Annotated in this window: 12 protein-coding genes and 1 other annotated feature; all 12 genes read left to right on the top strand. The window is 44.3% G+C overall.

The features are described from left to right. The first annotated feature begins 60 nt into the window (after positions 1-60). The 12 genes from PODO_RS16360 (at position 61) to PODO_RS16310 (ending at position 13,932) form a co-directional block, all read left to right on the top strand. The gene (locus tag PODO_RS16360; protein ID WP_038574535.1) at positions 61-2,316 is read left to right on the top strand and encodes a type IA DNA topoisomerase; all 2,256 of its coding nucleotides are present in this window, start codon (positions 61-63) and stop codon (positions 2,314-2,316) included. A gap of 507 nt (positions 2,317-2,823) precedes the next feature. Further along, on the top strand, positions 2,824-3,312 hold the full coding sequence (locus PODO_RS16355) for a YfbM family protein (RefSeq protein ID WP_038571536.1): 489 nt from the start codon (positions 2,824-2,826) through the stop codon (positions 3,310-3,312). Positions 3,313-3,468: 156 nt separating this feature from the next. After that, a complete protein-coding gene (locus PODO_RS16350) occupies positions 3,469-3,924 on the top strand; it encodes a DinB family protein (protein WP_038571533.1) in 456 nt (151 codons plus the stop codon). 526 nt (positions 3,925-4,450) lie between these two features. Further along, entirely contained in the window at positions 4,451-5,443 is a 993-nt protein-coding gene (locus tag PODO_RS16345; RefSeq protein WP_038571530.1) for a helix-turn-helix transcriptional regulator, read from the top strand. Between the two features lie 181 nt (positions 5,444-5,624). Beyond that, positions 5,625-5,859 (top strand) — a binding site (T-box leader). A gap of 130 nt (positions 5,860-5,989) precedes the next feature. After that, positions 5,990-6,856: a GNAT family N-acetyltransferase gene (locus tag PODO_RS16340; protein ID WP_038571528.1), complete on the top strand. Its 867-nt coding sequence runs from the start codon at positions 5,990-5,992 to the stop codon at positions 6,854-6,856. A 50-nt stretch (positions 6,857-6,906) separates the two neighbouring features. Next, positions 6,907-7,089: an HAD hydrolase-like protein gene (locus PODO_RS31130; protein WP_256715430.1), complete on the top strand. Its 183-nt coding sequence runs from the start codon at positions 6,907-6,909 to the stop codon at positions 7,087-7,089. A gap of 134 nt (positions 7,090-7,223) precedes the next feature. Continuing rightward, a complete protein-coding gene (locus PODO_RS16335; protein WP_036687664.1) occupies positions 7,224-7,790 on the top strand; it encodes a MarR family winged helix-turn-helix transcriptional regulator in 567 nt (188 codons plus the stop codon). A 109-nt stretch (positions 7,791-7,899) separates the two neighbouring features. Further along, on the top strand, positions 7,900-8,403 hold the full coding sequence (locus PODO_RS16330; RefSeq protein ID WP_174890041.1) for a hypothetical protein: 504 nt from the start codon (positions 7,900-7,902) through the stop codon (positions 8,401-8,403). A 2-nt stretch (positions 8,404-8,405) separates the two neighbouring features. Continuing rightward, positions 8,406-9,272, top strand: a complete 867-nt coding sequence (locus tag PODO_RS16325; protein ID WP_036687662.1) for an SDR family oxidoreductase — start codon at positions 8,406-8,408, stop codon at positions 9,270-9,272. Positions 9,273-9,813: 541 nt separating this feature from the next. Further along, complete coding sequence (locus PODO_RS16320; protein ID WP_052097081.1) at positions 9,814-11,955, top strand: peptide ABC transporter substrate-binding protein; 2,142 nt, start codon at positions 9,814-9,816, stop codon at positions 11,953-11,955. 75 nt (positions 11,956-12,030) lie between these two features. After that, positions 12,031-12,993: an ABC transporter permease gene (locus tag PODO_RS16315; protein WP_036687660.1), complete on the top strand. Its 963-nt coding sequence runs from the start codon at positions 12,031-12,033 to the stop codon at positions 12,991-12,993. A gap of 36 nt (positions 12,994-13,029) precedes the next feature. After that, entirely contained in the window at positions 13,030-13,932 is a 903-nt protein-coding gene (locus PODO_RS16310) for an ABC transporter permease (protein ID WP_080742512.1), read from the top strand.

The raw sequence follows: 13,932 nt of genomic DNA, 5'->3' as shown, positions 1-13,932 counted from the left end.
TATAATAGAGTACTGGACCTATTTTGGACTTAAGAACGAGAAGGTAAGGAGCGAATGTTTTTGAAGACACTTATTATTGCGGAGAAACCGGACATGGGGCGGAATATCGCCGCCGCAATAGAACCAAAGGCTAAAAATTACCGTTCCTATCTTGAAGGGGAGCAGTACATTATTACATGGGCAATAGGGCATCTAATAGGATTGGCTGAGCCGGATGCATATGATGTAAAATACAAAAAATGGAATATTAATGATCTTCCCATTATTCCGGACCAATTCAAGCTGGTTCCTAATGCGCGGACCATTGATCAGCTGAAGGTAATCGGAGAGCTGGCTAAACGAAGCGATCTGCTAGTAAATTCTTGTGACGCCGGGCGGGAAGGCCAGCATATATTTTCGCTCATTCAGCGGCATTTGAAGCTTGAACATCCTGTGAAACGGCTGTGGATTTCCGATTTGACACCAGAGACAATCCGCAAAGGATTTCAAGAGCTAAAGGATGGGGCGGAGTACGAGAATCTAACAAAAGCGGCAAAAGCGCGCAGTGAAGCCGATTGGCTAATCGGTATGAACGGATCACGTGCATTTACTACGAAACATAATGTGCTGCTGTCGGTGGGGAGAGTTCAAACTCCAGTACTTGCACTTATTTATGATCGCCAGAAGACGATTGAGGCGTTCTCATCCCTTAAGTTTTTTGAGGTAGAGGGCCATTTTACACAAAATGAAATGACTTATAAAGGCATGTGGCAGGGTGACCGGCTGACTGATGGTGAGAAGGCGGAGGCGCTGGCTGCCAAGGTCAAAGGAAAACCGGGACGAATTGACTCTTATGAGGTTAAGGAAACGAAAGAGTATCCGAATAAACTGTATGATTTGACGCTGTTGCAGCGGGAGGCGAATGGGAAGTACGCTTTTTCCGCTAAAAAAACACTCGATATCGCACAAGCGTTATATGAAAAGCATAAGGTGATTTCCTATCCGCGGACAAATTCTAACTATGTTACAGAACAGAATATTCCGGAGATGCATAAGACTTTATCTGCGCTCCAAGGGACGGCTTATGATGAATGGGTGAAAGGCGCGAATCGTAATCTCGTTCATAAAGGAAATAAATTTATCTGCAATCCCTCGAAGGTCGAGGATCACCATGCGATTTTGCCTACATATCGAAAAGCAACAGGGCTTAGTGCGGATGAGGGAAAGCTGTATGATTTGATTGTGCGGCGCTTTTTATCACAGTTCTATCCGGCTGCGGAATATAAAGTGCATACGGTTATGACTGATGTAGAGGACGAAAAGTTCAAAACTACTGTTAAGGAATTATTAAGTCTCGGCTGGAAGGTCATTTACGCGGACCAGAAAAAAGACAAAGCAAAGTCGTCCAAGGGAAAAAACAAGGATGATGAGGAAGACGAAGAGATTGAAGTGAATGAACCGTTCACAATTGCTCCGGCAGATGAAGTGATCTGTAGTGATGCGATTGTTAAAGAGAAGGATACACAGCCGCCAAAACACTATACAGAAGGCACGCTGCTTAGAGCGATGGAAAGTGCCGGAAAACAGATTGAGGACGAAGAGCTTCGGGATGCTATGAAGGATTCAGGGTTAGGCACTCCAGCCACACGTGCTGCAACCATTGAACGGCTTAAGAATGTCGGATACATTGAAATGCAAGGTAAAAAAATCGCCATCACGCAAAAAGGACGAACGGCTATTGAACTGATACGTGGAGCGGGCATCGAGCTGTTGACTTCACCTGAAATGACCGGCCAGTGGGAACGTCGCTTGAACGAGATATCCAGAGGAACGGCGTCGGACGGACAATTTATGGAGAATGTAAAAAGATTTGCCTGCATGATCGTGGACAAGGTTCGTGAGCAGTCTCGGGCGTCCAAAACTTCTTTTGAAGGGGAAACTCCTTCTGTGAATACAGGGGCTAAAGGTCGGAGTGGTGGAGGTACATCTCGTAAAACCATCGATAAACCTGCCGCGCCAAGAAAACGTAAACCAGCTAATGAAGAGGAATCAGCAAATTCCGGTCCGAAAATTATCGGAAACTGCCCGCGTCCTGGCTGTGGCGGGATGATTTTTATGGGTAAAAAAGGCTACGGCTGCTCTCATTACAAAGAAGGCTGCAAGTTCGTGATCTGGAAAGAAAACCACGGACGTACCCTTACAGATACTCAAGTAAAGGCATTGATAGAAAAAGGCCGTACGGGAAAGCTGAAGCTTACGAGCGAAGACGGAACCCCGCTGGAAGGCAAACTTGTGCTCAATAATATGGATACGGGTCAATTAACAGTGGAGTCATAGTCTAACTGGAAGCTTGAATGGATCATGGATGATTACAGCGAATTTGCACGTACAAAGCCGCTATCGGACACAGTTGATCTTAAGCGCGGGAATACGTCCTTTTTGGACTGCTATCGGACCCCATAGTCGTTATGGGCGTAAAGGGCTATAGATGCACCGCTTGCGGGAGAATACAGCACTGGAGTCCGCAAACTTGCTCCAACGGCTATAAATTCGCCAATAGCTTCAGCTGGGTCCGTAGTCAAGACTATTAGTCAGACTCGCCGTATAGGGGATATGGTTTCAGTGTCGGCTGTGGGAGATTATATCTTTTACACATAAAATTCATTAGTTAAAGAGTGTAGGACATACCTATCTTAAACGGGATGTAGTAACTTGTGCGCACAAGATATTATGATTACGTAGGGGGCTGATCTTCACTCTTTTTCTATCTTGCGGGATAAATCCAGAGGTTACATTTTGATTGGGCAGTATAGTCACTACTAGAATGGAAGGAAGGATGACTACATGGGAATGCGTGGATATTACTTTGCTATGTCTGACAACCTGGTGCAGCAAATCGTTGCAGGTGACATTGCATTGAAGAGCTTGAAAATAGACGATTATCCCGGACTGGACATTGATAGAACCTGGGAGGCGATTCACTACTTGCTTTGTGGAGCTATTTCCGATGGAGATGCCCCTCTTGGCTATGTTGTTCCGCTGACGTCAGACAAAGGCATCGATTTTGGCTCATTCGGGGCGTTTTCCTTACGCGCTGAGCAAGTAGCAGAAGCGCTTCAGGCTATTTCTGAGATGGATGAAGCGCAGCTCCGCTTGCGGTATAATTTCCCGGCCATGGTGAAGGAAGAGGTGTATCCTCTTGAACCTGATATTGTTTCAGACGAGGATGAGGACGCGTTCTTTGCCTACATGCTTCAACATTTTAACGAAATTCGGCGTTTTTACAGCCAAACTGTAGCCGAGGGCAAAGGTCTCATCTTTTATATTTTCTGATTCTAACCAAAAGGCGATACACGTCTCCTGATTCCAATGAGCGCGATAAAAAAAGAACCTTGGACTGCTGAAGATTATGACGATTAGAGAAATAAATGACCAATGCGGGAAACAGTAGGTTCAAGTAATCGATGAGACGAAGAGGGGGAAACGGAAATGAAGACGATCAAGCGCATGATGGACCACCTGTACTGGGCGGACGCACGAATCTTGGAAGCGCTCGAGGAGAGTGAGATGAAGAACAATGACCTTCTGAAGCTGGTTCGGCATGTCGCGGTTGCGGAACGAGTCTGGCTGTCCCGATTGCAGGGCAAGGGCAGTGCGCAATATTCGTTGTGGGAGGAAGCGGAAGACCTGAGAGTGATCCGAACGATGTTCGAAGAAAACGCCGAGCAATATCGTGTGTATATCGAAGGGCTGGAGGAATTTGATTTGGACGTGATGATCGACTATGCGAACCAGAACGGAGTCCCGTTCCGAACGTCCGTCCGTGACATCCTGTCGCAGGTCATTTTACATGGGCAATATCACCGGGGACAGATCAACCGGGCACTGCGGATCGAATTGGCAGAGCCTGTCCAAGTCGATTACATCACGTTCGCGAGACTCTAACAGGGCCTAATCATCACCATTACCCGGAATGAGATGGGCATTGAACTAATCCGATATGATCTAGTTTACTCACGCAGGCTCATGAATTCGTAGGATTTTACCTTTAGCTAAATGTGAGATAAGAAGGAAATTGAGGAGGCGGTGGCTTGGAACAACTGTAAGGGCATGTGATTTTCACTCCCATGTCTCAACGGGTCCGAGCCCTTTTGTTTAATGCCTCCCGATACTCCGTGCTTCTTGTCCATCCTGCGAATGCATGACACGCTTAAGCTGCTTGCGGAAATACTTTGACATAACGATAGGGTTATACACCGACCACTAAATGCAAAGAGGAAATCTGATGAGATTCCGAAATAGTAGGACCAAAACGTTTGAATTGTCATTGAATGATAACGTTGATATTTTCCAGGGCGATTTAAGGAACAAATATATCCTCTCCTCTCTTTTCCGCAAGTAGAATCAAGTAATGCAAATTCCATTACTCTACAATGACTATAGAGTGGTTGAAACGAGGTGAACAGACCATTTGTACGAGTGGCACAAGCAAATCCAAATAATCGTTAATGAAATTGACGAGTGTATTAAGAATCGTAACAGTGAAGCAATAACGCTACGATTTCTTTCTCACAAGTTAGGTTATTCCGAATTTCATACTACGAGAAAATTTAAGGAAATATCGGGAATGCAATTTAGGGATTATCTACGGCATAGAAAATTAGCCTTCGCACTAAAAGAGGTTCGGGATAGTGAAAAGAGCATTTTGGATATTGCTTTTGATTATGGTTTTTCATCACATGAAGCTTTTACCAGGGCTTTCAAGGGAACATATGGTGTAACTCCAAGTGAATACCGGAAAAGGCCTATGCCTGTCGCCCTTCGTACAAAAATAAACTCTTTCGACCGCTACTTTTTCGGATTTGGAGAGATTGGTATGATGAAATCTACAGATGATCTTGACATTTATTTTGTAACCATTCCCACTCACAAATTTTTGCACATTAAAAACTATGAGAGTAATGGGTATTGGGATTTTTGGCAAAAGCAAAGCCTTATTACAGGACAGGACTGCGAAACTATTTGCGGCTTACTCGATAGTATCAAGGGCAAATTGGATGACGATGGCGGGAGTGAATCTAACGGTGGCAGCGGTCAGATTATGGCTTACATTAATGACCCGGATGGCAGACTCTGCGATTGGGGTATTCCACGTACAGAGTGTTTTGGTGTACGTCTTCCTCTTGATTATAAAGGTGAAGTACCTCCACAAATGCTTATGATTGATGTTCTCGAAGCCGAGTATATTGTTTTTGAACATGGGCCATTCAATTATGAACAGGAAAATCGTAGTGTAGAGGAAAAGATGGAAAGGGCAATGGCAGCTTTTAATTTTGCAGACACTGGTTACTGCTTTGATACTTCCCCTGGGAGAATCCATTACGTTTATCACGATCCGGAGCGGTTTTTGAAGTATATCAGGCCAGTAGTGAAGTTGACCTCCAAGCTAATCGAAACAGATTAAGCAGGTGCTATGTGTTGATGAAGAAAATAAGCAGACTGTAGTGTAGTCTCCGCAATCATATAGTCGCATGATTAGTTGGATTATCTGCTTTAGAAGCAATATAAGTTTAGAGATCCCTATTGTTGTTTGAGTTATTGACAGAATATTCCTATTATCTTATATTAAACTTAATTAATAATTACCAAATGCGATGAAGAGGACAATTAGATCTGGAAACGCCGTTCAGAGAACTGCCGGTTGGTGCGAGGCAGCGGATATCCGAATCAAAAAATCACCTCAGAGCTGTCCCCCGAATTATAGTAGATGGGACCGGGATTCTACCGTTACAAAGAAGCATCGTTGTTGGACGATGGCTAAGAGGGCGTTTATTATAAACGTCAATCAGGGTGGTAACGCGGAGCAACTCCGTCCCTAATGGGATGGGGTTTTTTGCGTCTTCATTAATTAATTATTAAATTGGCAGGCGAAAAATCAACAAACTGTAAGAAGAACGATTAGTTCGAAAAATCTGGAAAAACGTTGAGCAGATGAAAGGGTGATATTGCAATGCAATTCAAGTTGTATACGGATGTGCATGAGTTTTACAATGATACCTATGGTATGCTGATGCGTCATGAAGCACAAAATTTGATTCCTCTTGGCAATATCATAATTGGGCATGAAGGAAAAGACAAAACAGACTGGCGTGACCCTGTAAATTGGCTTATGGTAACTATTTCAGATTCTAGGGGCATACAACTTACCGCCATAATGACACCGCTACACAATATTACGCTTTATGCAACAGACAACATAATAAACCCAGAAGCTATAAACTGTCTGATAGATGGGCTGAAAGACCGTGAAATTCCAGGTGTGATGACCGAAAAAACCTTGGCAGAGTATTTTGCCAAAGAATATACCTTGCGCAAGGGAATATCCTTTAAAACAATGATGAGCCAACGTATATATGAACTTACTGCAGTAAATCCAGACATTCAAAAGGTTGGTATCGTTCGATTGCTAGATGAAAAGGATATTCACTTTTTCCCATACTGGGCTGAAGCATTTTATGCAGCGGGGAATTATGGTAAAACAGAAATGTCCATCCCGCAAGATGCAGACCCTTACCTCTACCGAATAGCATCGAAGAAACTCTATATTTTAGAGGACAACGGGATACCCGTATCTATGGCAGGATATACAAGGGAAATGCAGACGGCAATTGGCGTGGCATTTGTTTATACCCCTCCATATGAGCGCGGAAAGGGTTACGCTACTTCAATTGTGGCGCAAATAAGCCAACTTGCATTGGATAAAGGGTTTATTAAGTGCGTCTTATATACGGACTTAGCAAATCCCACATCTAATAGCATCTATCAAAAGATAGGCTATATGCCAATTTGTGATTCGCTTCAGTTAAAATTTGAATAGTAGAATGATGCGGACAGAACTTCTACTACTTTAGAAAATAAGAGCACAATATTCACTATACGACGGCGCGTTTTGGTGATGTAGGTTCAACAGATATGCTTGCAGCTGCAGCTGTAGGTGCCAAAAGAATTCTCGTAGAGACAGGATGGAGTAAGCAGTCTCTGGAAAATTATCGTCACACATGGTATGAGCTAGCATCAACAGATTTTGTTGCAAAGGACCTCTTGAATTGAAGAGCTTGAAGGTCGATTGATCGAGCTTTGGGAGAAATATAGAGTTACAACCAAATCCAACTGTATAACTCCAGGGTTGACGAGTTATAAAAAAATGAGTTGACACAAAAGTAGTTAGGGACCATACTACATATATGAACAACAATAATAAAAAAATAAACGACATTGAGGCTATTCCCTCGCTTGTACAATCCAAGCGTCAGATTGATCGTTATAACCTAGACATAGACGCACAGGCTATACTCGTCGCGTCTAGGCTAATGGCAGCGGGAGCCATGCTTGGACACGCCTCTGAGATTCATTTCTCTAGATTCGGTTTATCAACAGGGCGTTATCGTTTATTGGCAGATCTTGAAGATAACGAAGGAGAAGAGTTGCCTTCGCAATTAGCGGAGCATCTAGGCGTTACACGTGCTACAGTGACTGGTCTTATCGACATTCTTGAACGAGATGGGCTAGTATCTCGGCGATTAAGCTCAGACGATGGCCGTCAGAAATCAGTCGTTTTAACGGAAGAAGGAGCGAAGAAGCTCCGTGAAATGGCTCCTGAGCATTTCGCTCGGCTGGAAGCGATGGTGGGGTTGCTCAACATCGAAGAACGCAGCGTATTTCTCGACTTGCTGGGTCGAGTTACACAGGGCATTTCAGCACTTACGGGCGAATTAGGCTCGAAACCAAAGGGAAACATCAGTAATGAGTAGAATTGGGCTAGTGAAGCTAGCCTTTTTTTACTCTTATATAGTTAGGTGCCTAATTATAATTTACTGAAATCAATCGTTGAACTATTTCAAAGAAGAAGGGAGCAACTAAATGAACCAGATGAAATACCCGAATCAGACAGAAGATGTTTACAGCATCAAGGCTGTTGGTTCCAAGAAAAAGACTTTTGTACTATGGCGTGAAGTTGTAATGGCCTATGCTGCTCCTGCCATTATGGCAGGGATCGGGGGATTGGTTACTGTAGATAGGGGGCTTCAAATAGCGGCGTTGACTACTATTGGCGGTGCATCGGCCTTGATGGCCTTGATGATTGGACTTTTGTTGCACAGCCGAGTGGGCCGTTTGCGATGGGTCATCGGTGCACCTCACTTGGTTGTGGTAGGGGTATTCGCAATGGCCGGGTCCTCATTTGGGCTATACGCTGCATGGGTGACATCTGTTGTAGTAGAAATTATGATTCCGAGTAATCACTTGGCCTGGGTAAATCGTGTCTGGATCGATTTCCCGTTGTCTGGATTCATAGCGAGCACGATAGTGACATGGCGGTGGCGACTTGCCTTCACAACTAATTTTTCATCCAAAAGGAGAAGATAAAAATGATAGTTATTATCGGAGCAACAGGTACGATTGGAAGTGCGCTTTTGGAACGTTTGGTTGATCTTGGCGTACCTGTCAGGGCGCTGAGCAGAGAGCCAGAGAAGTTGCGTGATCAAATCGGAGAGAAAGGCCGATCGACTACTGAGGTCGCAAGGGTAGACGCTTCCGATCCTGAATCGCTGCGACGTGTGTTTACAGGTGCTAGCCAGCTCTTCCTTGCCATGTCCAACAGTCCAAGACAAATCGAATTGGAAACCTCAATCATTCAGATTGCCACCGAATCTGGAATCAAACACATCGTAAAAATATCCAGTCCAGCTTTTGAGCAGAGCTCTCCAGTGGCAGTGGCGGGCTGGCATCAAGAAATTGAGAACACGTTGAGGGAATCGGGTATCACCCATACCGTATTGCGCCCTTATGCGTTCATGCAAAATTTAATGCGCTTTGCACCAACGATCACAACCCAAAATGTTTTCTTCGGCTCTATGGGCGTTTCACCGTGTAACTTTATTGACTGTCGCGATATTGCAGACGTTGCCGCAGAAGTTCTGACCAACCACAAGGTATCAGGCCATATATATACGCTTACTGGTTCGGAGATTTTCAGTTATCCCCAGATCGCGAGTCGACTATCTGCCCTGCTTAATCGGCCGATAAGTTACATCAACATGGAACCTCAAGTACTACTCCGTAATCTTATTGAGCATGGGAATCTGCCTCCTTGGCTCGCGAACCACGTTGTGGAAATTCAAACCATGTCTAGGATGGTGCCAGAAAGTCCAAATGACACTGTGAAGCGTTTGCTCGGCAGAGATCCACGCACACTAGACGCCTTTCTACATGAGTGTATAGATAATTTCCGGTAGAGGCGGAGTCCACCTATTCTGATATTTGTATCGATAGCAGTATTTTATTCCGATTCCCATATCTCAATGGTTCAGAGTGTATCCCAAAGGTCATAAAATGACTGCTGGGATACACTCTTTTTATTATGTTCTATGGAACTCATAGAACTGTTCTTCTATAGCGTTTATAACAGCATTACAAGAAATAAGCTAAAATTCGTCAATAAGTTAGTGTTATTTACGAAATAACACTAAAAAAGCTAATAAAATATTAACGAAAAATTCATATTCAACAAATAAGTTATATTAATTATAACGAGTTATGCTAACTAAAGTAACATTTTTTCTTGACAATCTTTGTGGAAAATTTTAGAATGTAAGCGATTACTCTTAGTTTTCTAAGTGAAATTCAAAAGAAGATATTCGAAAGTTCACAAACAAACATCTGAGTTTAAATTTAGGGGGGCAAAACATGAGAAGGTGAAAGATAACATCATAGATAACAAAAAATAAAATGTTATTTTTTAGATTCATGACTATGTACGAGGGGGTTCACTTGAGGATGAAAAAAAAGAACGCGTTCTTAGCTCTACTTCTGTCATTTTCTTTGTTATCTGTGACTGCTTGCAGTAATTCCTCTAATAGTGCCAATGAGAACGGTAAAAATGCTGCAGGCAATAGCAATACTTCGGTAAAAGCAACCAGTGATGTGGGTCAAACGGCAGTTAAGAATGAAGGTGCTGCTGATCTTGAAATTAAGGCGGGAAGTTCGGTAACCGTTTTCAATCCAAAGATCCCGACGCTTGATCCTACACAATGGCAAGGACAAATTCTGGTAGGGCAAGGAACTTTGCTCGAAGGGCTTTATGGCTACAATCAGGATAATGAAATCGTTCCGAAAATTGCGACAGGTTATACCGTCTCCGACGACAAAAAAACTTGGACATTTACCCTCCGTAAAGATGCCAAATGGTCTAACGGCGATCCTGTGACCGCCCATGATTTTTATTTTTCTTATATGTATCAATTGGATCCAGCTAACACAACCGCACAACTTTGGCTAAGCGTGCTTAATTTTGTGAAGAACGGATATGCATACCATGCCGGATCTGTAAGTAAAGAAGAAGTTGGTCTAAAAGTAGTTGATGATTACACTCTGGAAATTACGACCACGCTGCCTCACGCGATTTTGGGTGATATGGTTCTTTCCGGGTCGATGCCTATGAATCCTAAAGCGGTCGAAGCGAACCCTGGTAAGTGGTTTGAACCGGGGAATTTTGTGAGCAATGGCCCTTACATGGTTAAATCTTTTACACCAAACGGTGAACTCGTCATGGTGAGCAATCCGAATTATGTAGGTGCAGCTGGCCAGCTTAATCACGGCAATGTAGAGACCATCCATGTTCTTCCGGCAACAACCGTGCCGGTGGAGGATTATATGTCCGGCCATGCGGATGTTGTTCTAATCCAAAGCGCGTCTGATTTACAATACGTGAAGAAAACGGATGAGCTAAAGTCCCAGTTGTATACTGCAGCGACTTATGCGATCAAATATTTGCTCTGGAGCAACCCGACAACGGAATCTCCATATGACAAAAAAGAGGTGCGCCAGGCTATCGCCAAAGCGATCCAACGTAAACCGATCGTAGAATCGGTGCTGAACGGCATGGGCGGGGCGACCAATATCTTTGCTTCACCAGGTTGGCCAACGGAAAAACTGGAGCAAGGACTTCCGGAAGATCTCGAGGCAGCCAAACAATTATTGAAGGATGCCGGTTATGAAGGCGGTAAAGGTCTGCCAACCTTATCGCTGTATGTTGGGGTCAAGCAAGTAGATGCTCAGGGTGAGCAAATCGCTTTGGCGTTAGGTCAATTACTGCAACAAAATCTTGGTATCAAAACAGAGCTAGTTCAGCTCAATGAGGCGCAGTTTAACGCTTATCAGTACAGCGGACCTCAGGGCGATGCAAAACCGGGCTTTATTCTGGCGTCGGGCGCAACAAACTGGAGTGAACCAGGAAGTTTGGACATGGGTGCAACGCAGCAACTATATTCCATAGGAACGCTGGATGCTCCATTAGAAGCTACGAAACAATTCGTGGATTGGACCAAGGAAACTTATTATAAACCGGCCATTAAAAAATATGGAGATCCGGACAATAAGAACGCCGGTGTGGAATGGAGCGACTGGGCAGCATTAGAAAAAGCTGCCAAAGAGGATATCGCCTTTTTGGATAAATGGACAGCAGAGCAGCCTGCGGATTGGCAGCCTTATCTGAAACAACCGGGGCTTCCAACGGCCGCCGAACAATGGCAACAGATTGTAGATCTTTGGAAAAATGCTAAAAATAACGATGAAAAACATGCCGCCTTTGTAACCGCTTGGACCTTCGTAGCACCAAACGCGCCAGGTGGCAAGTTGAATCAAAATGCACTTGATGTACAGGTATACTACAACGGTTATCAATCCGATACCTTAAGAGATTTGAGAATGTGGCAAGCGCAATTCGTAAATGCGCTGACCGTCGAAGACGCTGCTCCTATCGCGGCTAAGGTAGTTAATAACCTGCTAGAAGAAGCTTATGCTATTCCGTTGTATTATCAACAGCAATACTTCTTGGTAAAACCCGGCATTACAGGAGTGCAATCAAATCCTTGGGCATGGGGCAACTTCTATGGGCTGCATCTTTTATCTGTAGAATAATCCTAAATGGGTTGAATAATTACCAATCGCGGGCGCCAATTATGGTGCCCGTGAATCGGTAAAGGAGGGTCGAATTTGACCATATTGAAATTTATTTCAAAGCGCATTTTACAAATCATTATCACTTTAATTTTGGTCATTTCAGTCAGCTATACCATGATGTATTATTCACCTGGCGGTTTCATGAATACGAATACCATGGCTACGGCACTGGCTCCGCTGCAAGGGCAAAACCCTGTTCTCTATCAGCAAGTCATGGACCAATTTCAAAGCCGGTATGGTTTAAATTTACCGCTGTGGCAGCAAATCATGAAGTATATATGGCATCAATTAACCTTCGATTTCGGTAATTCGATGCAGAATCCGTCTTTGCAAATTGCGACTCAACTGAAGCAGGCTTTGCCGATCAGTACACTTTTGGCATTTGGTTCTGTTGTTCTTTCGGTAATTATCGGGGTTCCGCTTGGCATTATTGCAGCACTCAAACGTAACACTTGGATCGATTATGTTGTAAGCACCATCTCATTGACGGGTCAGGCCATTCCGGCATTTGTTCTCGCGGTGATTATGGTTTTGTTATTTGGTGTTGTGTTTCAAGGGATTCTGCCTGTAACGGGATGGGGTCACTGGAGGCAAGCAATTTTGCCGATTATTTGTTTATCTGCGGCAAATGTCGGTGTTGTGGCCAGATATATGCGGGGCAGTCTGATCGAAACCATGAGGTCGGATTTTATGCGGACCGCAAAAGCTAAGGGCGTCAAATATTGGCCGATGATTTTTAAGCATGGTGTCAAAAATTCGCTGACAGCGATGATAACCGTCATCGGACCTCAATTTGCTTTTACAGTGATGGGCACGATCTGGGTGGAGCAAATTTTCGCCATTCCAGCGCTTGGTCAGGTGATGCAGACGGCATTTACCAGTTTCGACTATCCGCTCGCCATCACATCTGTATTTCTGCTGGGATCCATGATTATGATTATGAATTTACTTGTTGACATTATTTATGCCTTTATTGATCCGCGTGTCAGATTATAAGCGGCACAGACTATACGAACCTAGGAGGGGGAGCAATTGGCTGGCACAGTTGCAGCAACTCAATCGGATGTAGCTTTGAAGAGAAAAAAGAATCTTCAGAGATCCCAGTTTTATCAAGGTTGGAAGCGATTTAAAAGACATCGTCTTGCCGTTATTGGTTTGGTCTGGGTTGTCCTTTTTTTGATCGCGGGGATTATCGGACCTTGGGTGGCTCCGTATGATTATCGCACGGGAGATTTTTTGGCCATCAATCAAGGGCCGACATGGCAGCATATTTTTGGCACGGATAATGTGGGGCATGACATGTTCAGCCAGATCTTGTTCAGTGTTCGAAGCGCTTTGATTATTGCCTTTGGCGCGACTTTGGTCAGCTTCATCATCGGGATCATATTGGGCTTATGGGCCGGATTGCGCGGCGGAATTGCCGATATGATTATTATGCGTGCTGTGGATTTCATGATGACCTTGCCGGGATTTTTGTTCGCCTTGATATTAGTCATTATGCTGGGACGTGGGTATTTATCTTTGATTCTAGCGATTGGGATTCCGGGCTGGGCGGGGTATGCGCGCTTGATCCGAAGTCTGGTCCTGAGTATGCGGGACGGGGAGATGGTGGAAGCGGCAAGAGCGTTAGGCGCATCTCAGGCGCATATTGCTAGAAGGTATATGTTGCCGAATGTTATCGGCAGTATGGGTGTCTCTCTTGCCTTCGGGATTCCCGGTGATCTCATCCAGATTGCAGGCTTAAGTATTTTTGGCATGGGGCTTCGGCCGCCAATCCCTTCATTTGGGAGTATGATTGCTCAAGCCAGTGAGAATATTCTCGGCTTTCCGTGGCTGCTGTATTTTCCGGCAGGTATCTTTGCAATAACCTTGCTTTCGTTTCTGTTTGTAGCAGACGGTCTCCAGGAAGCATTCAGTCCGAAAGGAGGCAATTAA

The organism is Paenibacillus odorifer (genome assembly GCF_000758725.1).
Lineage (GTDB): Bacteria > Bacillota > Bacilli > Paenibacillales > Paenibacillaceae > Paenibacillus_AQ > Paenibacillus_AQ odorifer.
This window is presented reverse-complemented; position numbering and strand designations above follow the sequence as displayed.

What these genes read in the sequence shown, in the direction of transcription:
- PODO_RS16350 (WP_038571533.1), top strand. Translation starts at nt 3,469, where the DNA reads ATGAAGACGATCAAGCGCATGATGGACCACCTGTACTGGGCGGACGCA.
- PODO_RS16320 (WP_052097081.1), top strand. Translation starts at nt 9,814, where the DNA reads ATGAAAAAAAAGAACGCGTTCTTAGCTCTACTTCTGTCATTTTCTTTG.
- PODO_RS16340 (WP_038571528.1), top strand. Translation starts at nt 5,990, where the DNA reads ATGCAATTCAAGTTGTATACGGATGTGCATGAGTTTTACAATGATACC.
- PODO_RS16325 (WP_036687662.1), top strand. Translation starts at nt 8,406, where the DNA reads ATGATAGTTATTATCGGAGCAACAGGTACGATTGGAAGTGCGCTTTTG.
- PODO_RS16330 (WP_174890041.1), top strand. Translation starts at nt 7,900, where the DNA reads ATGAACCAGATGAAATACCCGAATCAGACAGAAGATGTTTACAGCATC.
- PODO_RS16335 (WP_036687664.1), top strand. Translation starts at nt 7,224, where the DNA reads ATGAACAACAATAATAAAAAAATAAACGACATTGAGGCTATTCCCTCG.
- PODO_RS16355 (WP_038571536.1), top strand. Translation starts at nt 2,824, where the DNA reads ATGGGAATGCGTGGATATTACTTTGCTATGTCTGACAACCTGGTGCAG.